At 70.1% G+C, this 20,357-nt stretch carries 19 protein-coding genes; 7 read left to right on the top strand and 12 right to left on the bottom strand.

The genetic code is table 11. The features are described from left to right. Nucleotides 1-9: 9 nt before the first annotated feature. Nucleotides 10-1,515: a peptide MFS transporter gene (locus AB0I69_RS34010; protein WP_363099569.1), complete on the bottom strand. Its 1,506-nt coding sequence runs from the start codon at nt 1,513-1,515 to the stop codon at nt 10-12. 205 nt (nt 1,516-1,720) lie between these two features. Here AB0I69_RS34010 and AB0I69_RS34005 point away from each other — a divergent pair, with 205 nt between their 5' ends. Next, complete coding sequence (locus AB0I69_RS34005; protein WP_363099568.1) at nt 1,721-2,731, top strand: polyprenyl synthetase family protein; 1,011 nt, start codon at nt 1,721-1,723, stop codon at nt 2,729-2,731. A gap of 35 nt (nt 2,732-2,766) precedes the next feature. Here the strand turns inward: AB0I69_RS34005 and AB0I69_RS34000 are convergent, their stop codons facing one another. Beyond that, nucleotides 2,767-3,294: a hypothetical protein gene (locus AB0I69_RS34000; protein WP_363099567.1), complete on the bottom strand. Its 528-nt coding sequence runs from the start codon at nt 3,292-3,294 to the stop codon at nt 2,767-2,769. 315 nt (nt 3,295-3,609) lie between these two features. Here AB0I69_RS34000 and AB0I69_RS33995 point away from each other — a divergent pair, with 315 nt between their 5' ends. The 3 genes from AB0I69_RS33995 to AB0I69_RS33985 are packed head-to-tail and all read left to right on the top strand — an operon-like array spanning nt 3,610 to nt 6,694. After that, nucleotides 3,610-4,833, top strand: coding sequence for a DUF2092 domain-containing protein (locus AB0I69_RS33995; protein ID WP_363099566.1), 1,224 nt, complete (start codon nt 3,610-3,612; stop codon nt 4,831-4,833). A 33-nt stretch (nt 4,834-4,866) separates the two neighbouring features. After that, nucleotides 4,867-5,835: an ABC transporter ATP-binding protein gene (locus tag AB0I69_RS33990; RefSeq protein ID WP_363099565.1), complete on the top strand. Its 969-nt coding sequence runs from the start codon at nt 4,867-4,869 to the stop codon at nt 5,833-5,835. Beyond that, nucleotides 5,822-6,694, top strand: a complete 873-nt coding sequence (locus tag AB0I69_RS33985) for an ABC transporter permease (protein ID WP_363099564.1) — start codon at nt 5,822-5,824, stop codon at nt 6,692-6,694. The genes AB0I69_RS33990 and AB0I69_RS33985 overlap by 14 nt, the downstream gene beginning before the upstream one ends. A gap of 23 nt (nt 6,695-6,717) precedes the next feature. Here the strand turns inward: AB0I69_RS33985 and AB0I69_RS33980 are convergent, their stop codons facing one another. Both AB0I69_RS33980 and AB0I69_RS33975 read right to left on the bottom strand, forming a co-directional pair. Further along, a complete protein-coding gene (locus AB0I69_RS33980; protein ID WP_363099563.1) occupies nt 6,718-7,314 on the bottom strand; it encodes an NAD(P)H-dependent oxidoreductase in 597 nt (198 codons plus the stop codon). 241 nt (nt 7,315-7,555) lie between these two features. After that, entirely contained in the window at nt 7,556-8,086 is a 531-nt protein-coding gene (locus tag AB0I69_RS33975) for a DUF6668 family protein (protein ID WP_363099562.1), read from the bottom strand. Between the two features lie 206 nt (nt 8,087-8,292). Between AB0I69_RS33975 and AB0I69_RS33970 the strand changes: the two genes are divergently transcribed. After that, nucleotides 8,293-9,603: a tetratricopeptide repeat protein gene (locus AB0I69_RS33970; protein WP_363099561.1), complete on the top strand. Its 1,311-nt coding sequence runs from the start codon at nt 8,293-8,295 to the stop codon at nt 9,601-9,603. Between the two features lie 10 nt (nt 9,604-9,613). On the opposite strand, the gene AB0I69_RS33965 is transcribed toward AB0I69_RS33970, so the two are convergent. The 3 genes from AB0I69_RS33965 to AB0I69_RS33955 form a co-directional block, all read right to left on the bottom strand. Then, nucleotides 9,614-10,093, bottom strand: a complete 480-nt coding sequence (locus AB0I69_RS33965) for a VOC family protein (RefSeq protein ID WP_363099560.1) — start codon at nt 10,091-10,093, stop codon at nt 9,614-9,616. A 38-nt stretch (nt 10,094-10,131) separates the two neighbouring features. Then, the gene (rarD, locus tag AB0I69_RS33960; RefSeq protein WP_363099559.1) at nt 10,132-11,094 is read right to left on the bottom strand and encodes an EamA family transporter RarD; all 963 of its coding nucleotides are present in this window, start codon (nt 11,092-11,094) and stop codon (nt 10,132-10,134) included. 135 nt (nt 11,095-11,229) lie between these two features. After that, complete coding sequence (locus AB0I69_RS33955; protein ID WP_363099558.1) at nt 11,230-12,084, bottom strand: SDR family oxidoreductase; 855 nt, start codon at nt 12,082-12,084, stop codon at nt 11,230-11,232. A gap of 96 nt (nt 12,085-12,180) precedes the next feature. Here AB0I69_RS33955 and AB0I69_RS33950 point away from each other — a divergent pair, with 96 nt between their 5' ends. Then, complete coding sequence (locus AB0I69_RS33950) at nt 12,181-12,588, top strand: helix-turn-helix domain-containing protein (protein ID WP_363099557.1); 408 nt, start codon at nt 12,181-12,183, stop codon at nt 12,586-12,588. Between the two features lie 56 nt (nt 12,589-12,644). Beyond that, nucleotides 12,645-13,211, top strand: coding sequence for a dihydrofolate reductase family protein (locus AB0I69_RS33945; RefSeq protein ID WP_363099556.1), 567 nt, complete (start codon nt 12,645-12,647; stop codon nt 13,209-13,211). 85 nt (nt 13,212-13,296) lie between these two features. Here the strand turns inward: AB0I69_RS33945 and AB0I69_RS33940 are convergent, their stop codons facing one another. The 5 genes from AB0I69_RS33940 to AB0I69_RS33920 all read right to left on the bottom strand — a co-directional run bounded on the left by AB0I69_RS33940 (nt 13,297) and on the right by AB0I69_RS33920 (nt 20,185). Continuing rightward, on the bottom strand, nt 13,297-14,376 hold the full coding sequence (locus AB0I69_RS33940; RefSeq protein ID WP_363099555.1) for a 2-oxoacid:ferredoxin oxidoreductase subunit beta: 1,080 nt from the start codon (nt 14,374-14,376) through the stop codon (nt 13,297-13,299). Continuing rightward, nucleotides 14,369-16,297 carry a 2-oxoacid:acceptor oxidoreductase subunit alpha gene (locus tag AB0I69_RS33935; protein WP_363099554.1) on the bottom strand — a complete coding sequence of 643 codons (1,929 nt, stop codon included), beginning with the start codon at nt 16,295-16,297 and terminating at the stop codon, nt 14,369-14,371. The genes AB0I69_RS33940 and AB0I69_RS33935 overlap by 8 nt, the downstream gene beginning before the upstream one ends. A gap of 286 nt (nt 16,298-16,583) precedes the next feature. Then, nucleotides 16,584-17,243 carry a response regulator transcription factor gene (locus AB0I69_RS33930; protein WP_363099721.1) on the bottom strand — a complete coding sequence of 220 codons (660 nt, stop codon included), beginning with the start codon at nt 17,241-17,243 and terminating at the stop codon, nt 16,584-16,586. Between the two features lie 252 nt (nt 17,244-17,495). Next, nucleotides 17,496-18,845: a sensor domain-containing protein gene (locus tag AB0I69_RS33925; RefSeq protein ID WP_363099553.1), complete on the bottom strand. Its 1,350-nt coding sequence runs from the start codon at nt 18,843-18,845 to the stop codon at nt 17,496-17,498. 113 nt (nt 18,846-18,958) lie between these two features. Then, nucleotides 18,959-20,185, bottom strand: coding sequence for a sensor domain-containing protein (locus AB0I69_RS33920; RefSeq protein WP_363099552.1), 1,227 nt, complete (start codon nt 20,183-20,185; stop codon nt 18,959-18,961). Nucleotides 20,186-20,357 lie beyond the last annotated feature (172 nt).

Genomic DNA, 20,357 nt, shown 5'->3' with positions numbered 1-20,357 from the left:
CCCCTGGGTTCAGTGGACCGGATGCATGGTGCGGCGCAGCCACGGCGCGGCGGCCATCACCGCGAGGCCCGCGGCCACCGCGATGGCGCCGTTGACGCCGAAGTAGGCCGGCTTGGAGACGTCGTCGTAGAGCTTCACCGTCTGGGCCTGGATGCCGTTCGCGAGCGCGAGGGACAGGAACCAGAGGGACATGGTCTGGCTGGAGAAGGCGGCCGGGGCGAGCTTGGTGGTGGCCGACATGCCGGAGGTCTCCAGGAGGATGTCGCCGAGGCCGAGCAGGAAGTACGAGCCGACGATCCACCAGGCCGACATCCGGTAGGCGTCGCCGCTGTGCCCGCTGGTCGGCAGGACCATCAGCAGGAAGGAGAGTCCGCCCAGTACGACGCCGATCGCGATCTTGTTGGAGGCGTGCGGCTGGCTGCGGCCCATGCGGACCCAGAGCGCGGCGACCACGGGCGCGAGACCCACCTCGAAGGCGCCGAGCGCGGACGCGTACCAGCTGGCGGGGAAGTCGAAGCCCAGGATGGTCGTCTCGGCGTTCGACGCGGCCAGCAGCATCATCGTCGAATAGGCCTGGAAGAGAATGAAGTTGAAGACCGTGGAGGCCAGGAAGAGCACGATGTACGGGCGCAGCCGGCCGCGTTCGTCGGCGGTCACCCGGGGGCTCATGAACATCACCGCGAAGTACACGACCGGGGCGATCACGGAGATGACGGTGAGCAGGTCGACGAAGCGGCCCATCGTCAGCCAGCCGGCGACGGCCAGCGCGGTCGCGAGCACGGCGGCGACCAGGATGCCTACGACGATCAGGCGCACCGCGCGACGCAGCGCGTCCGGTGCGAGTGCGAACTCCGCGGTGGTCCTGCGCCCGGCCAGGTGACGGCGCCCGGCGACGTACTGGATGAGCCCGAACGTCATGCCGATCGCGGCGGCCGAGAAGCCCCAGTGCCAGCCCTTGTGGTCGCCGAGCCAGCCGGTGATCAGCGGGCCCGCGAAGGCGCCGATGTTGATGGCCATGTAGTAGAGCGCGAAACCGGCGTCACGGCGCTCGTCGTCGGTGCGGTAGAGCTTGCCGACCATGGTGGCCACGTTGGGCTTGAGCAGGCCGGTGCCGGCGCTGATGAGGCCGAGGCCCACCCAGGTCATCGTGCCTGTGGGGACCGCCATCGCGTAGTGCCCGCAGGCGATGAGGATGCCGCCCCACAGCACCGCGCGGAACGAGCCGAGGATGCGGTCGGCGAGCCAGCCGCCCGCGACCGAGACGAGATAGACCAGCGTTCCGTAGGCTGCCGATACGGACGCGGCCGTTCCGGACGACATGCCCATGCCGCCGTGCGCGACCGAATCCGCGAAGTAGAGGACGAGGATGGCCTGCATGCCGAGGAACGAGAAACGCTCCCAGACCTCCAGACCGGAGAGCGTGAGCAGCCCCCTGGGCTGGCCGAAGAAGGCGTGGTCGTCCTCGGGCGGCGGTTCGCTGTCGGGCTCGGCTTCAAGTGCGGTTCGAGACACCATCCACTACTTCCGCGTAAGTCGATAAATATCCGTTCTTATCAGGTGATCAAAAACATACCGGTCATGATCCGATACCGCCCCCGCTGGACGGGGTGGGCGGCATGGGTGATCGAAAGCCGACCGGATACGCTGACTTGAGTGATGGCAGCGACCTATCGACAAACCGTGTGACCGCCCAGGGACACCAGCAGACAGGAGACCCCTCGTGACCGTCGTCGGGCCGTTCGGGCTGAGCGTGCGGGACCAGGCTCTGGAAGCCGATGTCCAGGCCGGAATGGCGGCAGTCGAGGAGGGTCTGCTCGAAGCCACCAAGAGCGAGGTGCCCTTCATCACGGAGGCCGCCCAGCACCTCGTGCGCGCGGGCGGGAAGCGGTTCAGGCCGCTCCTCGTGATGCTCGCCGCGCAGTTCGGCGACCCCTACGCGCCGGGTGTCGTGCCCTCGGCGGTCGTCGTCGAGCTGACCCACCTCGCCACGCTGTACCACGACGACGTCATGGACGAGGCGGCCGTGCGGCGCGGCGTGGACAGCGCCAACACCCGCTGGGGCAACTCGGTCGCGGTCCTCACCGGCGACTTCCTCTTCGCGCGCGCGTCGCACACCCTGGCCGACCTCGGCCCCGAGGCGGTGCGGGTGCAGGCCGAGGCGTTCGAACGCCTGGTCACCGGTCAGATCCTGGAGACGGCGGGACCGTCCGACGGGCGCGACCCGGTCGAGCACTACCTCGACGTGCTCGGCGGCAAGACCGGCTCCCTGGTCGCGGTCGCGTGCCGCTTCGGCTCGATGATGGCCGGCTGCGACGACACGGTCGTGGACGTCCTCACCCAGTACGGCGAGCGGCTCGGCGTCGCCTTCCAGCTCGCGGACGACGTCCTGGACATCGCCTCCGACGGCCACGAGTCCGGCAAGACCCCCGGCACGGACCTCCGTGAGGGCATCCCCACGCTGCCGGTGCTGCGGCTCCGGGAGCGGGCGGACCGCCTCGGGCTCGCCGAGGACATCGCCCTGTGCGAACTCCTCGACTCCGACCTCACGGACGACGCCCGCCTCGCCGAGGCCCTTGCCCGCCTCCGCGCCCACCCGGCCCTGGAACAGGCCCGCCGGGACACTGTGCGCTACGCGGAGGACGCCCGTGCGGCCCTCGCCCCGCTCCCCGAGTGCGACGCGAAGGTCGCCCTCCTGGAGATGTGCGACGCGGTGGTGCACCGGGCGGGCTGAGTCGTCCCGTCAGGAGTCCCGCTCGGCAGTCCCGTTCAGTAGCCGCCTCCCGTGCTGGAGGCGGTGGCGGTCGTGGCCTTCGCTCCGGTGGGTGTCACCGCCCACCAGGTGCCGCCCACGCCCTGGCCGTAGGCCTCCTTGGGCTGGTCGTCCTTGGCGTAGCGGTAGAGGGGCCAGCCGGCCAGCGTGAGTTGCGAGGTCCCGCCGGAGCGCTTCACCGTCGAGACGAGGCTCTTGTCGATGCCCTTGACGGTGACGGAGCCCTTGGCGGTCGCGGCGGGCCAGACCACCGCGCAGGTGCCGTAGCAGCTGACCCTCGTCGGGTGGGCGGAGTCGGCGTCGAAGCGGTAGAGGACGTACCCCTTGCTGTCGGTCACGACGGTGCCGACCTTGGCGACCTTGGCGGTCATCAGGGTCGTCCCGGTGGTGACCGCGGCCGGGGTGCCGGCCGAGCCGCCGCTTCCACTGTTGCCGTTGCCGCTGCTTCCGCATCCGGCGAGCGTGAGTGTCAGGATCGCGGCGCCCGTGGCCGCGTATCCGGTGAGGTGCTTGGTGGCGTGCATGGCGACCCCTTTGGTCGATGCGGTGTGCTGCCACCCATAAGTACGGATTCAGGGCGTTTTTTACTCGATGCCGGTCAACTGCCCTGTGCGGGGGGCGCCTTCCCCTAGGGGTTTCGGAGAGGTGCCGCGTCCGTGTGTCATACCCCAGGTGTACGTGGAGTTGGCTCCCGGGTCTGACGCTTATCCCTCGCGGATTTGGTCAGATGGAGAACACGGAAATCACCACTCCTCACCGATTCGGGTGAGAATGGCGGCACAGGGTGGGACGAGTACAGGACGCGACAGGCCGCCGCCGACGACGGAGGTAAGGCAGACATGGCACCGTACGAAACCGACGACAGCACGGACGCCGGAGAGCGCGACGAGCTCCGGGCCGGGCGGCGCAGGGCGGCGCGGTACATCGTCCCGGTCACCGTGGTGGGGGTGGCGGCGGCGACCATCGGACTGGTCCCGGCGCTCGCCGACTCCGGCGACCCGAATCTCCCGAAGATCACCGCACAGCAGCTCATCGACAAGGTCGCCAAGTCGGACGTGCAGCAGCTGTCCGGCACGGTGAAGATCAGCACGGACCTGGGCCTGCCGGACCTCGGCGGCCTGGAGAGCAGCATGCTGTCCGGCGCCACGAAGTCCGGCGACGGCTCCTCCGCCGACCCGAAGGCCAAGCTCACCGAGCTGGCCACCGGCACCCACACCCTGCGCGTCGCGGCCGACGGCCCCGACAAGCAGAAGGTGTCGCTCCTGGAGAACGCGGCGGAGTACAGCCTCATCCACAACGGCAAGGACGTGTGGGGCTACGACAGCCAGTCGAACGAGGTCTTCCACGGCACGACCGCCGCCGACAGCTCGAAGAGCGACGAGACCCGGGCCACGCCCAAGGGCCTCACCGACGAGGCGCTGAAGTCGGTCGACTCCACCACCTCCGTCACCGTCGACGGCACCGAGCACGTCGCGGGCCGCGACGCCTACAAGCTGCTGATCAAGCCCAAGCAGTCCGGTACGACGGTCGGCGCGATCAGCATCGCGGTGGACGCGAAGACCGGCATGCCGCTCAAGTTCACGCTCACTCCGGCGAGCGGCGGCGCGGCCGTCGTCGACGTCGGCTTCACTCAGCTCAGCCTCTCCAAGCCGGCCGCCTCGACCTTCGACTTCAAGACCCCCAAGGGCGCGAAGGTCACCACGGAGGACAGCCCGACGAAGGCGACCCCGGACCACTCCGCCCCGTTCGGCAAGTCCGACAAGACCGGTAAGGCGGGCAAGGGCCTCGGCAAGGCCGACGACTCCACGGTCATCGGCAAGGGCTGGAACTCCATCGCCGTCTTCGACACCGGCGGCCAGGGCATCCCGTCCGGCTCCAAGGCCGGCGGCGGCGACCTCGGCGGCTTCCTCAGCTCGCTCGGCGACCAGGTGAAGGGCTCGTTCGGTTCGGGCACGGTCTACTCGACCCGTCTGATCAACGCCCTGGTCACGGACAACGGCAAGGTGTACGTCGGCGCGGTCACCAAGAGCGCCCTGGTGAAGGCGGCCGACGCGGCGAAGTAAGTACCCTACGGGCACGACGAATTGAGGGAGCCGATGGGCGAACCGTCCGCTGAGGGACAGGTGGACGCGGGTGACGGCGTCATCGCCACCCGCGGCCTCACCAAGCGCTTCCGCGGCGGACAGCTCGCCGTGGACGGTCTCGACCTGACCGTCCCGACGGGCAGCGTCTTCGGCTTCCTCGGCCCGAACGGCTCGGGCAAGACCACCACCATCCGCATGCTGATGGGCCTGATCGAACCGACCTCAGGCACGGCCCGCGTCCTGGGCCGGCCCATGCCGAGATCCGTGCGTACGGTCCTGCCGCACGTCGGCGCCCTGATCGAGGGGCCCGCGCTGTACGGCTTTCTCTCCGGCCGCGACAACCTGCTTCGTTACGACGCCGCCGACCCGACCGCCGACCCGCGCACGCGGCGGGACCGGGTCGCCGCCGCCCTTGACCGGGTGGGTCTTACGGCGGCCTCCGGCAAGAAGGCGAAGGCGTACTCGCTCGGTATGAAGCAGCGGTTGGGCCTCGCGTCCGCACTGCTCCAGCCCCGCAAGCTGCTCGTTCTGGACGAGCCGACGAACGGGCTCGATCCGCAGGGCATGCGGGAAATCCGTTCCCTGATCCGGGAGTTGGCGTCCGACGGTACGACTGTCTTTCTCTCCTCCCACCTCCTCGACGAGATCGAGCAGGTCTGCACCCACGCGGCGGTGATGGCACAGGGCCGGCTGATCACGCAGGGTTCGGTGACCGAGCTGGCGGCGGGGGCGAGGGGGCGGCTGTTCGTGACCACGCCCGACACCGGGGACGCGGCACGGGTGCTGAAGGAACAGGGGCTGGCCGACGTGGCCGTAGCGGAGGAGCGGGTGACTGCCGAGCCGCCCGATCGTGAACTCGCCGAGGTGAACAAGGCGTTGGTGACGGCTGGGGTGCGGGTGCGTGGGTTCGGGGTCGAACGGGCCTCCCTGGAGGACGCGTTCGTGGCGCTCACGGGGGAGGGCTTCGATGTCGCAGGCTGAAGTACTCCGCAGAGTCAGCCCGTTGTGGACCTTCGGGCTGTTGCGCAGCGAGCTGGTGACGACGTTCCGGCGCTGGCGCACGCTCGCGCTGCTCGGGGTGCTGGCCGCCGTGCCGATCCTGGTCGGCATCGCGGTCAAGCTGGAGACGCAGGACGGGTCCGGGCCGGGGCGCGGGGACGGCGGCGGGGGGCCGGCGTTCATCGCGCAGATCACCAACAACGGTCTGTTCCTGGTGTTCACGGCGCTGGCCGCCACGCTGCCGTTCTTCCTTCCCATGGCCATCGGGGTCGTCGCGGGCGATGCCATCGCGGGTGAGGCGAGCGGGGGCACCCTGCGTTATCTCCTGGTGGCCCCGGCGGGCCGTACCCGTCTGCTGCTCACCAAGTACGCGACGGTGATGACGTTCTGCGTGGTGGCGACGCTGGTCGTGGCGCTGTCGGCGCTGACGGTGGGCGCGTTGCTGTTCCCGCTGGGGGACCTGACGACTATCTCCGGTACGCAGATCAGTTTCGCGGAGGGGCTGGGGCGGGCGCTGTTGATCGCGTTGGCGGTCGCCGCGTCTCTTACCGGTATCGCTGCGCTGGGGCTGTTCATCTCGACCATGACGAGCAGTGGTATCGCGGCGATGGCGACGACCGTGGGGCTGCTGATCACCGTCCAGATTCTTGACCAGATCCCCCAACTGCACGCGCTCCAGCCGTACTTCTTCTCCCACTACTGGCTGTCCTTCGCCGACCTCATGCGCGAACCGGTCTACTGGGACGACCTGGTGAAGAACCTCGGCCTGCAGGCCCTGTACGTGGCGGTGTTCGGCTCGGCGGCGTGGGCGAGGTTCACGGCGAAGGACATCACGGCGTAGGGCCCGGTGAGCGTAGGAACCGGTCAGTCTCCGGTCTCGTGCGGGAAGCGGGCGAGGGCCGCGTCCTGTGCGAAGAACGTCTTCGCCCGTGACAGGGCCCGCGAGTCCTTCAGTACGTCGCCGCGTGCGCTGCCGTTGCCGAGGAGGACCCCGCCGAAGCGCATCTTCATGTAGGCGGCCGAGTTGTTGAGCGTGCCGATCAGCGGGTCGGCGACCGCCTCTTCCTCCTCGGCGAGGACGGAGACGCCCCAGAGGGTGCGGTCGGCCATCGTCGCCCTGAAGTCGGCGCCGGGGACGCGCAGCCAGTCGGACCAGTAGTCCAGGTAGCGCTTGGTGAGGCCGGACAGGGAGTACCAGTAGACCGGCGAGGCGATCACGATGTCCGTCGCGGCGAGGGTGGCGTCGAGGAGCTGTCGGACGGTGTCGTTCTCGGTGGGCTGGACTGGCCGGACGATCCCGTCGTGCCGGATGTCCAGGAAGTCGGGGAGCGGGTGGTCGGCGAGGCGTATCCACTGCTGCTCGACGTCCGGGGGCAACTGTTCGGCGGCCCTGCGGGCGAGCAGTTCGGTGTTGCCGTCGAGGCGGGCGCTGCCCAGCACGAAGAGGAAACGGCGGGTCATGGGTCCCCCAGGGGTAATCGGCGTGCGGCGACTATAGCCGTATGCATTATATGCGCGCGCAATCATCTGTCCATGGGGTGCCCGCAGGGGCTGGTGGGTGGGGTCGGGGTCGTGGCGGTACGGCGAGCCCGCCGCTGGTTGCGCCCCTCCGGTGTTGCCACAGCCGGACGGGTGGGGACCAGCTACGCGGCGGGCTGCGCCGTACCGCCACGACCCGCTCCCGTGGTGTGGCGGCTGCGGGTCAGTGGGGGTGCCGGGTCGTGCCTGTGAGGCGGGCCAGTGCTTCTGTCTCGCGGGGTGGTTCGCCGCTCAGGTCGCCGATGCGCCAGGCCGGTACCCAGGGCACCCGGTACACGTCGATCACCGACTCGATGGCCTTGACGTACTGGGCGAGCTGGCGGGGCAGGCGCCCGGGCGCGTCCGCGACGAGGACTACGGCGTCCAGGTCGAGCCCGGCCGGGGCCTCGCCGCGCCGGAAGACCTCCAGGGCGCGGGAGACGGAGGCCAGCCCGGCCGCGTGCGTGCGGGCGACGAGCAGCACCGACGGCGGGTCCTCCGGGGCGGGCCAGCCGCGTCCGCAGTCCTGGCCGCCGTAGACGGATGTGAGGGTGGTGACGCCGGCGCCGCCGTGGGTGGCGACCCAGGAGAAGCGGCGCGGTGCGGCGGGGATACTGGAGGGGCGCTCGGGTGCTTGTGGGGTCCGGCCGTGCGGACCGTCGTCCACCGGTCCGCGGAGCCAGATCTCCGGCCCCTGCCGTCCGCCTGTCTGCATCACCGAGCTCCTCCCTCGTGGCCCGCCGGTCCTCACGGCATCCGAACGGCGCGCGACGGGAACTCCTGGGACGAGGCTGTGACGTCGCGGTGACCTGGGAACCGGAAGGGAGCGGAGAGACTCAACAGTACGCGTACGAACGGATCTTGACGCTGGGGACCACAGGCCGTCGGCCGACTCCCCGGCCGCATGCGAGTGAGGGAACGATGTCTCGACTCAGCCGCGAGAAGAAGCGGGAACAGAAGCGAGCCGCACGCTCGGCACCCGCGGCGTCCCCCTTCGAGGTACGGGTACCCGTGGACGGCCCGGGCGCCGGCGGCGCGTCGATCGGCGGCGTGCCGGTCACCGTGCCCCCCGGCGAGGAGATCCAGCAGGTGGTCCTGACCCACCTCCACCGCATCGCCACGGCCACCGGCCACCCCGTCCAGGCCACGATCCACGACGACCGCATCGGCTATGTGGTCCCCCTCCAGATCGACACGGACGGCTCCAGCCACTTCACGGGGGAGCCGCGCGCGACGGGTGTCCCTGCCTCGGTGCCTTTTCCGCCGTCGCCGCCCGCGGTCGTTGAACCGCAGCCGGAACCGGAGGACCGTCGCCCCGATCGTGACGCGGCTACGCACCTTCTGCGGGCGGTGGCGGAGCCGCAGACGTCGGGCGAGGTCGTCCCGACGTTCCCCTTGCGGGCGGTGCCCGAGTCCGCCGGGGAGTCGGCGCCGACGTTCCCCCTGCACGCCGTGCCGGAGTCGGCACAGGGCGGCACACCGCTCGGCTCGGTCCAGCCCCCGACGGGCGAGTTCGGGCCCCCGCCGGCCATGGATGCGAGGCCGGCGGTGACGGACGTACCGGAGACCGCGCACGCGCCCGGTGTCACCCCCAGCCCGTACTCCGCACCACCCCTCACCCCCGAGCGCGCCCCCCGCCCCGCACCCATCCCCATCCCCGACCTCGCCCTCACCGCCCCCGAGCCCGACCCCAAGCCGACACCCGCCCGCGGGTTCGACGCCGTGGCCGAAGCCGTGCTGGGGGACGAACCGGTGACGACCGACGGAGCGGGAACCGCGTTTCTCGTCGAGCCGATGGTGCGGATCAACGAGGCCGTCAAGGCGGGGCGGATCGACGAGGCGGCAGAGCTGGCGGAACGGACCGTCGCGGACGCGGCGGCCGGTCTCGGCCCCGAGCACCCCGAAGTCCTGCGCCTGCGTGAACTCGCCGCCTACATCGCCTACTTGGCCGGTGACCCGCTCCGCTCCTTCCATCTCTCCCTCGACCTCGCCCGCATCCGCCACCGCGCCCACGACGTGGAGGCCGCCTACGGCAACGTCCAGAGCGCGGCCACCGCCTGGCGCGCCGTACGCGACCCGGAGCAGGGGCTGGCGCTCGGCCGGGACCTGATCGACCTGTGGACCGAACTCGCCACCGAGGACGGCCCCGCCGTCGACGACATCGAGCAACTGGAGTCCGCCCGCGCCCGCATGGGCCGCCTCACCGAACGCGCCCGCAGGGCCACCGACTGAGCCCGGCCACCTACGCCACGCAGAACTCGTTCCCCTCGGGGTCCGTCATCACGACCCACGTGCCGGCGGGCTCCGCCACCCGCCGCAGCACGCTCGCCCCCAGCGCGGTCAGCCGTTCCACCTCGGCCTCCCGCAGTCCCTCGCCCGGGTGCAGATCGAGATGCAGCCGGTTCTTGACGGTCTTCGCCTCCGGCACCCGCTGGAAGAGGAGACGGCGGCCGAGGCCGGTGCCGCGCTCCTTGTCGTACGGGTCGTCGGGATGCCGTACGGCGATCAGGTCGCGGAAGGCCGGGCGGCCGTGGAAGTCGACGGTCGCGGCGGCGGGCAACGCGCCCAGTTCCAGGAGCTGTTGGACGAGCGCGCTGTTGTCCTCGACCTCGTAGCGCAGCGCGGCGGCCCAGAAGTCGGCCTGGGCGTGCGGGTCGGCGGCGTCGATGACGACCTTCCAGTGGACCGGCGCGGGGAGTGCGGGATCGGGCGTCTGTGTCATGGCCCTCACTCTGGCACCTGCTCGATGTGCCCGCGGGGCTACGCCTCCACCGGGTCGGTGCTCGGCGCTCCGGCCCGCTCCGGAAGAAGCGCCGCCGCCGCTGCCCTGTTCCGCCGCGCGGTGCGCCACGCGTCCGTGGTCAGCAGGGCGAGCGCCAGCCACACCAGCGCGAAGCCCGCCCACCGTTCGAGCGGCATCGACTCGTGGAAGTACAGGATGCCCAGGAGGAATTGGAACACCGGTGCCAGGTACTGGAGCAGGCCCAGCGTCGACAACGGCACCCGGATCGCCGCCGCGCCGAAGCAGACCAGGGGGAGCGCGGTGACGATGCCGGTCGAGGCGAGGAGCGTGGCGTGGCCGGCGCCCTCCTGCGTGAACGTCGCTTCGCCGTGCGCGCCCAGCCACAGCAGATAGCCGAGCGCGGGGAGGAACTGGATCGCGGTCTCCGCGGCCAGCGACTCGATGCCGCCGAGGTTGACCTTCTTCTTCACCAGGCCGTACGTCGCGAAGGAGAAGGCGAGCGTGAGGGAGATCCATGGCGGCCGGCCGTAGCCGACGGCCAGGACGAGGACGGCGGCCAGGCCCACGCCGACCGCGGCCCACTGTGCCGGGCGCAGGCGTTCCTTCAGGAGCAGGACGCCCATCGCGATGGTGACGAGGGGGTTGATGAAGTAGCCGAGCGAGGCCTCGACGACGTGGCCGCTGTTCACGGCCCAGATGTAGACGCCCCAGTTGACGGTGATGAAGCCCGCGGCGATCGTGACGAGCCCCAACTTGCGCGGCTGGCGCAGGAGTTCACCGGCCCAGGCCCAGCGCCGGATCACGAGCAGCGCCACGGCGACGAAGGCGAGCGACCACACCATCCGGTGGGCGAGGATCTCGGCGGCCCCGGCGGGCTTCAGCAGGGGCCAGAACAGCGGGACGAGGCCCCACATGCCGTATGCCGCGAAGCCGTTCAGCAGTCCTATGTGGTGCTGTTCGCCCTTCGGCTTCCCGCTCACGGGCCCCTCCTTCGCGCGCCATGCCCGGCTGCGTCCGCGCAACCAGCACGAAGGTAACGCCGAGCGACCCCGGCTGTCATGCCCGTATCGGCATACGGTCATGACAGCCGGGGGAGGGGTGCTGCGAGGGAAGGGTCAGCCCTTGAGCGCGACCGCGATCGACTCGCTGATCGGCGTGGTCGGGCGGCCCGCCAGACGGGACAGGTCACCGGTGGACACGACCAGTTCGCCCCGCTCGATGGACACCTCGACGCCGGCGAGGATCGCCACGAACGGCGCGGGCAGACCGGCGCCGCTCAGGATGTCGGAGTAGGCCTCGACGGAGACCGGGGCGTAGGCGATCTCCTTGCCGGTCTGCTCGCTCAGCGCGGCGGCGTACTCGGCGAAGCCGAAGGTGGTGTCGCCGCCCAGTTCGTACGTCTGGTTCTCGTGGCCCTCGCCGGTCAGCACCGTGACGGCGGCGGCCGCGTAGTCGGCGCGGGAGGCGGCGGAGATCCTGCCGTCACCGGCGGCCTGGACGACGGCGCCGTGCTCCAGGGCGGGGGCGAGGTTCTCGGTGTAGTTCTCGTTGTACCAGCCGTTACGGAGCAGGGTGTACGGCAGACCGGAGGCCAGCAGCGCCTCCTCGGTGCCGCGGTGGTCGTCGGCCAGGGCGGCGGTGAGGCTGCCGGGGGCGCTGGTGTAGGCGAGGAGCGCCACACCGGCGGCCTTGGCGGCCTCGATGACGACCTTGTGCTGCTCGACGCGGCCCTTGTCGAACTCGTTGCCGGAGATCAGCAGCACCTTGTCGCCGGCCGCGAAGACGGTGTCGAAGGTCTCGGGGGTGTTGTAGTCCGCGACCGCGATCTTCACGCCGCGGTCGGCGAAGGCGGCGGCCTTCTCCGGGGCGCGGACGACGGCGGTGATCTGGTCGGCCGGAACCTTCTCCAGCAGCTGCTCCACTACGTGGCGGCCGAGATGTCCGGTGGCTCCGGTGACGACGATGCTCATGGTGACGACTCCTTATGGGGTGCGGTGCCCGATGCCACTAACCATAGGAGGTGCGCTAACTCTGCGAAAGTACCCACTTTGAAGTAAGGTACTGCCATGGCAGTAAGCAGCGAGATGGTGGACAAGCAGCTGACGGGCGAGGCGATGTGCCCCCACCGCCTGGTCATGGAACACGTCACGTCCCGCTGGGGCGTCCTGGTCCTGATCGAACTCCTCGACCGCCCCCACCGCTTCAGCGAGCTCCGCCGGGCGATCGGGCAGGTGCGGCAGGTGAGCGAGAAGATGCTGGCGCAGACGTTGCAGACACTTGAGCGGGACGGCCTGGTGCATCGCGACGCCAAGCCGGTGATCCCACCACGCGTGGACTACTCCCTGACCGACCTGGGCCGCGAGGCTGCCGAGCAGGTGCGGGGGCTGGCCCGGTGGACCCAGGAGCGGATGGGGCAGGTACTGGAGGCGCGGGAGGCGTACGACACGGCGAAGGGGCGGGCCGACAACCGATGAGTTTCCCGCGCCGCGCCGGTCTCTGCACCGGACGCCCGCGGACGGAAGGCTGAGCCATGCGGAAACTGATCTACGGCATGAACCTGACCCTGGACGGCTACATCGCCGCGGCCGGCGACGACATCGGCTGGAGCGGAGCGCCGAGCCCCGAGCTGTTCCAGTGGTGGCTCGACCACGAGCAGGCGAGTGGCCTGTCGCTGTACGGGCGCAAGCTGTGGGAGACGATGAGCTCCTACTGGCCGACCGGTGACCAGCAGTCGGGCGCCGGCCCGGCGGAGATCGAGTTCGCGCGGAACTGGCGGGACACGCCGAAGGTGGTGTTCTCCTCGACGATCGACAAGGTCGACTGGAACACCCGCCTGGTCACCTGCGACGCGATCACCGAGATCACCCGGCTCAAGGCCGAGGACGGCGCCCCGATGAACATCGGCGGCGCGACGCTCGCCGGGGCGGCCATGCGCGCCGGGCTGATCGACGAGTACGTCATCGCCGCCCATCCGGTCCTGGTGGGCAGCGGCACGCCGTTCTTCACCGCGGTGGACAGCTGGGTGAACCTGAACCTGGTGGAGACGCGGACGATTCCCGGCGGCGTGGTCCTGACCAGGTACGAGACGAGGCGCTGAGCAGCAGCACCCACGCGCGTGACGTGAACAGGCAAGAGGGCCCGGGCAGCACGCCCAGGCCCTCCCTCGTCAGCGGGACGAACCGTCAGCCCACGACAGTCCAGGTGTCCCCGCCCGCCAACAACGCAGCCAGGTCACCCTTCCCGTTCTGCACGATCGCCGTGTCCAGCTGGTCGGCCATCTGTGTGTCGTAGACCGGCCGTTCCACCGACCGCAGCACCCCGATCGGCGTGTGGTGCAGGGTGTCCGGGTCGGCCAGGCGGGACAGGGCGAAGGCTGTCGTCGGGGACGTCGCGCGGGCGTCGTGGACCAGGATCCGGGACTCGTTGTCCGGGGTCACGTCGACCACCTTCAGGTCGCCCGTGGCCGGATCGCGGACCACGCCTCGCGCGCCCTCCGCCCCGAAGCGGATCGGCTGCCCGTGTTCGAGGCGGATCACCGCCTCCTCGGCCTGCTGGCGGTCCTTCAGCGCGTCGAAGGCGCCGTCGTTGAAGATGTTGCAGTTCTGGTAGATCTCGACCAGGGCCGTGCCGGGGTGGGCGGCCGCCTCCCGCAGGACCTGGGTGAGGTGCTTGCGGTCCGAGTCGATCGTCCTCGCGACGAAGGACGCCTCCGCGCCGATCGCGAGGGACACCGGGTTGAAGGGGGCGTCCAGTGAGCCCATCGGTGTCGACTTCGTGATCTTGCCGACCTCCGAGGTCGGCGAGTACTGGCCCTTCGTCAGGCCGTAGATCCGGTTGTTGAAGAGGAGGATCTTCAGGTTGACGTTGCGGCGCAGGGCGTGGATCAGGTGGTTGCCGCCGATGGAGAGCGCGTCGCCGTCGCCCGTGACCACCCATACACTCAAGTCCCGCCGGGAGGACGCCAGTCCGGTCGCGATCGCCGGGGCGCGGCCGTGGATCGAGTGCATGCCGTACGTGTTCATGTAGTACGGGAAGCGGGAGGAGCAGCCGATGCCGGAGACGAAGACGATGTTCTCCTTGGCGAGGCCCAGTTCCGGCATGAAACCCTGCACCGCCGCGAGGATCGCGTAGTCACCGCAGCCGGGGCACCAGCGCACTTCCTGATCGGACTTGAAGTCCTTCATGGACTGCACTGCCTCGGCCTTGGGGACGAGCGAAAGTGCTTCGATCGTGCCCGTGCCTTCCGTGGACGTCTCAGCCATCGATGGCCTCCTTGAGAGCCGTGGCGAGCTGCTCAGCCTTGAACGGCATGCCGTTCACCTGGTTGTACGAGTGCGCGTCCACCAGGTACTTCGCCCGCACCAGCGTGGCGAGCTGACCGAGGTTCATCTCGGGGATCACCACCCGGTCGTAGCGCTTCAGGACCGCGCCGAGGTTGCGGGGGAAGGGGTTCAGGTGGCGGAGATGGGCCTGGGCGATGGACTCGCCGGACCCGCGCAGGCGTCGTACCGCCGCCGTGATCGGGCCGTACGTCGAGCCCCAGCCGAGGACCAACGTCCGCGCGCCGTGCGGGTCGTCGACCTCCAGATCCGGTACGTCGATGCCGTCGATCTTGGCCTGGCGGGTGCGGACCATGAAGTCGTGGTTGGCGGGGTCGTAGGAGATGTTGCCCGTGCCGTCCTGCTTCTCGATGCCGCCGATGCGGTGTTCCAGGCCGGGGGTGCCGGGGACGGCCCACGGGCGGGCCAGGGTCTGCGGGTCGCGTTTGTAGGGCCAGAAGACCTCGGTGCCGTCGTCCAGGGTGTGGTTCGGGCCCTGGGCGAACTGGACGGTGAGGTCCGGGAGTTCGTCGATGTCGGGGATGCGCCAGGGCTCGGAGCCGTTGGCCAGGTAGCCGTCCGAGAGGAGCATCACCGGGGTGCGGTAGACGAGGGCGATCCGCGCCGCCTCGATCGCCGCGTCGAAGCAGTCGGCCGGGGTGCACGGAGCGACGATCGGGACCGGCGCCTCGCCGTTGCGCCCGAACATCGCCTGGAGCAGGTCGGCCTGTTCGGTCTTGGTCGGGAGGCCGGTGGACGGGCCGCCGCGCTGGATGTCCAGGATGAGGAGCGGGAGTTCCATCGACACGGCGAGACCGATCGTCTCGCTCTTCAGCGCCACACCCGGGCCGGAGGTCGTCGTCACCGCGAGGGAGCCGCCGAAGGCCGCCCCCAGCGCCGCTCCGATGCCCGCGATCTCGTCCTCGGCCTGGAAGGTCCGCACGCCGAAGTTCTTGTGCCTGCTCAGCTCGTGCAGGATGTCGGAGGCCGGCGTGATCGGGTACGAGCCCAGGAAGAGGGGCAGGTCCGCCTGTCGGGACGCGGCGACCAAGCCGTAGGACAGGGCCAGGTTCCCGGAGATGTTCCGGTAGGTGCCGGTCGGGAAGGCGGTGGCGGCGGGAGCGACCTCGTAGGAGACCGCGAAGTCCTCCGTCGTCTCGCCGAAGTTCCAACCCGCCCTGAAAGCGGCGATGTTGGCCGCCGCGATCTCGGGTTTCTTGGCGAACTTGGACTTCAGGAACTTCTCGGTGCCCTCGGTCGGCCGGTGGTACATCCACGACAGCAGGCCCAGCGCGAACATGTTCTTGCTGCGCTCGGCCTCCTTGCGGGTCAGGCCGAAGTCCTTGAGCGCCTCGACCGTGAGGGTCGTGAGCGGCACGCGGTGCAGGCTGTAGCCGTCCAACGACCCGTCGTCGAGGGGCGAGGCGGCGTAACCCACCTTCTGCAGCGCGCGTTTGGTGAACTCGTCCGTGTTGACGATGATCTCCGCGCCGCGTGGCACATCGGCGATGTTCGCCTTCAGGGCGGCCGGATTCATCGCGACCAGCACGTTGGGCGCGTCGCCCGGGGTCAGGATGTCGTGGTCGGCGAAATGCAGCTGGAACGACGAAACCCCCGGCAGGGTGCCTGCGGGGGCGCGGATTTCGGCCGGGAAGTTCGGCAGGGTCGACAGGTCGTTCCCGAAGGACGCCGTCTCCGAGGTGAAACGGTCACCGGTGAGCTGCATACCGTCACCCGAGTCACCGGCGAACCGGATGATCACCCGGTCCAGGCGTTGGACGTCCTTCACCCCCGCCGGTTTGCGTTGTTCCCCCACGACGGCTCCGTCGGCCTGCTCCGCTGGGCTACTGACCTGGCTGGTCACTGAACTGGACCTCCTCTTCGAGGACGCTGTCCGGGCTTGGTCGTACTGCCGACCCTCCCGTCATCAACCTTACGTCTGTAAGGGTCGCCTTCCTTCGGACGTTCGTATGATGGACGCTGTTTTGAGACGACCGGGCGCCCTGACTTGTCATGATTTCTTGCCCCTCGGCGCTTCCCTTGAAGACGCTCCCTGTGCCTTGTCCGGTTCTCGGACCTGGCTGACAGTGAACTGACGGCGGCGAACAACCGCCGGTCGGCGACCGGACAGCTGACGCGGTGTCAGTTTGTCAGGAGTTGAGGTAGGTGAGGACGGCCAGAACACGCCGGTGATCCCCGTCACTCGGCGACAGCGCCAGCTTCAGGAAGATGTTGCTGACGTGCTTCTCGACCGCGCCGTCGCTCACCACCAGCTGCCGGGCTATCGCGGAGTTCGTCCGCCCCTCGGCCATCAGCCCCAGCACCTCGCGCTCCCGCGGGGTGAGTCGCGCGAGCACGTCCTGCTTACGGCTGCGCCCGAGCAGCTGCGCGACCACCTCCGGGTCGAGCGCCGTACCCCCCGAGGCCACGCGCACCACCGCGTCGACGAACTCACGCACTTCGGCCACCCGGTCCTTGAGCAGATAGCCGACGCCATGGGTGGAACCGGCCAGCAGTTCGGTGGCGTAGCGCTCCTCCACGTACTGCGACAACACCAGCACGCCGAGACCGGGATGCGCCTTGCGCAGCTCCACCGCCGCCCGTACGCCCTCGTCGGTGTGCGTCGGCGGCATCCGCACGTCGGCCACCACGACATCCGGCAACGCGCCCTGGTCGGCCAGCTCGGTGATGGTCTTGACCAGTGCGTCCCCGTCGCCCACCCCGGCCACCACGTCGTGCCCGCGGTCGGTCAGCAACCGGGTCAGGCCCTCCCTGAGCAGCACTGAATCCTCGGCGATGACCACCCGCACCCTGTCCTCCACGATGTTCGGCCCCCCATAGCCTGCCCTGCCGGTCCGCGCCGGTCGCGCCCTGTTCGCGTCCGTCCGCACGGCAGGTCCAGCATTCCAGTATTCGGACCGCTGTGCGTCCGGGCGACTGGAATAGGGGGCGGCAATCGGGCGGCAGGGGGGACAGCAGGGGGCAGGACGGCAATCGGGCGGCAAGAGGGGGCGGCCGGGGTGAAAACCCCGGCCGCCCGCGTCCGCGTCGACTCCGTCCGCTCAACCCCGCCAGGGCAGCTCCGCCGTGATCCGAGTAGGCCCACCCGCCGGTGAGTCGACCACCAGAATTCCGTCCACCGCGTCGAGCCGCCCGGCAAGACCGGCCAACCCCGAACCGCCGGAGGCATCCGCGCCGCCCACCCCGTTGTCCACGACCTGCAGCATCAGCCGGTTCTCCACCCGCCACACGTCGACCGCCGCCCACGTGGCCTTCGCGTGCTTGCTGATGTTCTGCAGCAGCTCCGACACCGTGAAGTACGCGATCCCCTCGATCGCCGCCGCGGGCCGCGCCGGCAGGTCCACCTCCACCTGCACCGGCACCGTGCAGCGCGAGGCCACGGAGGACAGGGCGGCATCCAGCCCCCGGTCGGTCAGCACCGCCGGATGGATCCCGCGCGCCAGATCCCGCAGCTCCTGAAGGGCGGTCTTCACCTCGCCGTGCGCCTCGCCCACCATCCGCGCCGCGGCCTCCGGGTCCTCCGTCAGCTTCTCCTTCGCCAGCCCCAGATCCATGGCCAGTGCCACCAGCCGGGCCTGCGCCCCGTCGTGCAGATCACGCTCGATCCGCCGTAGATCCGCTGCCGCCGTGTCGACCACGACACCCCGGTCCGACTCCAGCTCCACGACCCGTGTCGCCAGCGTCGACGGTCCGAGGAGCCCGTGCACCATCAGCCGGTCGACCATCGTCAGCGCCCGCACGATCCACGGCGTGGCCAGCGTGAACAGCAGTCCCACCAGCGCGGTCACGGTGATCTCGAAGGGGTTGTCCAGATAGATCCGGTGGTGCTCGTCGCCGTAGAGCTGAAGGCCGCCCCCACCGCCGTACATCGGGAAGAGCCAGAACCACAGCGGGTACGTCAGGAGGGCCCAGCCGTACGCCCAGAAGTTGAGGGCGACCACGAAGGAGAAGACCGCCCACGGGAAGTGCAGCACCGCGTACAGCAGATGGCGCCAGGACGTGCCGCTCTTGAGGACGGCGCCGATCCAGGCCATCGGGCCGTTCTTCTTCATGCGCAGCGGCTCGGGGTCGGCGACGTCCAGGTCGAGCAGCCGGCGCGCCCGCGCCCGCTCCAGCGCGCCGAAGCCGCGGCAGCCGGCCAGCGCGCCCGCCAGGACCGGAACGCCGAGGAAGGTGATCAGCAGGCCCGCACCCAGCGACACCATCGTGATCGCGTAGGTGAAGAGCAGGATGCTGATCGGCAGGCTCAGCAGGACGTAGCCGAACTCGCGCCAGTGGCGCGCCTCCAGGGGGGCGCGCAGCGCGGTCGGCAGCCGACGAAGGCCTCGGCGCCGCTCGTCGAGGTCGAACGTGCCGTGCGATCCGTACCCCTGCCCGTACTCCGTGGCCATTGACGTCGTCCTGTTCTAGTCGTTTCCGCAGCCGTGCTGTCGTAACTCCAGACTGCTCCGCCGCAGGTCCGTGGACCATGGAGTCCGTCGGCCTCTAGGGAGGGGGGTTTTCCCTACCTCGGGCCCTGCTTGCCGCCCGGTTCGGCGGTCCGCTCGCGCCAGGGCAGCTCCGCGGTGACCGTCGTGGGGCCGCCGGGCGGGGAGTCCAGGACGAACAGGCCGTCGACCGCGCCGAGCCGGTCGGCGAGGCCGCGCATGCCGGTGCCGCCGTCGAGGTTCGCGCCGCCGCGGCCGTCGTCCCACACCTGGATCAGCAGCCGGTCCGCCGACCGCCACACGTCCACCGACGCCGTACGGGCACCGCTGTGCTTGCTGATGTTCTGCAGCAGCTCGGAGACGGTGAAGTACGCGATCCCCTCGATGGCGGCCGCCGGTCGCGCGCCCAGATCGGCCGTCACCTTCACCGGCACCGTGCAGCGCGAGGCGACGGAGGACAGCGCCGCGTCGAGTCCGCGGTCGGTGAGGACGGCGGGATGGATACCGCGCGCCAGATCGCGCAGCTCCTGCAACGCCAGCTTCACCTCACCGTGCGCCTCGTCGACCATCGCGGCGACATGCTCGTCGGCCTGGCCCTCCAGCAACTTCTCCTTGGCCAGCCCAAGACCCATGGCCAGATTGACCAGCCGGGCCTGCGCCCCGTCGTGCAGATCACGCTCGATGCGCCGCAGATCCGCCGCCGCCGTGTCGACCACGACACCCCGGTCCGACTCCAACTCGGCGATACGGCGCTCCAGTTCGTCGGAGGGGGAGAGGAGGCCCCGCACCATCGCCCGGTCCGCGTTCGCCAGCCCGCGCGCGATGTACGGCAGCACCGGCCACGCCACGAACAGCGAGGTCAGCGTGATCGTGAAGGTGACGATGCCCCACGGCAACCGCATCCCGTCGTACAGCACCGTCCGCCAGGCCACCGGGTCCTTCAGCGCCATCCACACCCGCTGCACGAGCCCGCCCCCCTTGCGCAACGGCAACGGGCTCGGCTCGTCGATCCGCACCCCGAGCAGCCGCCTGGCCCGGCCCCGCTCGAACTTCCCGATCAGCCGCGAGCCCAGCAACCCCAGCGCGAGCAGCGGAAACCCGACCACGGTGACGGTCAGCCCGGCGCTGAAGAACAGCATCGTCGCCACATAGACGAAGCCGAACACCGCCATCGGCAGATTCGCCAGGAGATGCGCGATCTCCTTCCAGGTGTGTCTGTCGTAGGCGAAACGGGCAGGCGGCAGCGGCTCGTCGAACTCGCCGCCGGGTGCCACCGGGTCGGCGTAGGGGATGCGTACGGTCATATGGGCCAGCGTGCCGCGCGACGCGCCTCAGCGCCATGAGGTCCGCCGCCCTCGTCTGCTGGGGGAAACCCCACCATGGCGTCTCGGGCGGATCTCAAGCCGTGACGGGCTGCTTACCGTGCCTTTAACAGGGCCTAGACTCCCGTGCGTACAGATCGTCGAACACAGAGTT

Source organism: Streptomyces sp. NPDC050508, assembly GCF_040655155.1.
Taxonomy (GTDB): Bacteria; Actinomycetota; Actinomycetes; order Streptomycetales; family Streptomycetaceae; genus Streptomyces.
This window is presented reverse-complemented; position numbering and strand designations above follow the sequence as displayed.